This is a genomic window from Acinetobacter sp. WCHAc060033 (assembly GCF_004209125.1).
GTDB classification, from domain to species: domain Bacteria; phylum Pseudomonadota; class Gammaproteobacteria; order Pseudomonadales; family Moraxellaceae; genus Acinetobacter; species Acinetobacter wuhouensis.
The window spans coordinates 1-468 of record NZ_SGSW01000188.1; the positions used below are offsets into that span (position 1 = coordinate 1).

General features: G+C 30.3%; 1 pseudogene. It reads left to right on the plus strand.

Going from position 1 to position 468, the window contains the following annotated elements:
* A pseudogene (locus EXE10_RS21660) lies at positions 1-468 on the plus strand (hypothetical protein); the annotation flags it as partial.

Consider the following 468-nt stretch of genomic DNA (forward strand, 5'->3'; position numbering starts at 1 on the left):
TGCTGACTTTACAGATGAGAGAGGGCAAACTCAAAAAATTTCTGTTGATTCGAGTAGTCAACTTAGAATTTTGGTTGAAGGCTATAAAACACCGTTCTTGAATAAAAAAGAATGGATGCCACCGCTTTTGTCAAAAGGTGAAAATATAATAACAATAGATGATAAAAAATTATCTGAAAACCTAAAATTCCCTACGGAACAGCAATACAATGTTAAGAAGGAGCTTGCTAAGAAACATGTTGCCCAAATAAAAACTTATTCGTTAAATATTCTAAAGTCTACTTCTAGGATTTCTAATAAAGAGATAAAATCTATCGATTTTCCCAAAAGCAAAATACCTATAAAAATCGATAAAAATTTAATTAAAAATAGTCTACGAGATCCTTGGTTGGAAGGAGCAGAGAAAGCTCTTAAAGATTTAGGTGAGTCATATAATGACTATAAGAAAAAATGTACAATAAAACTAAC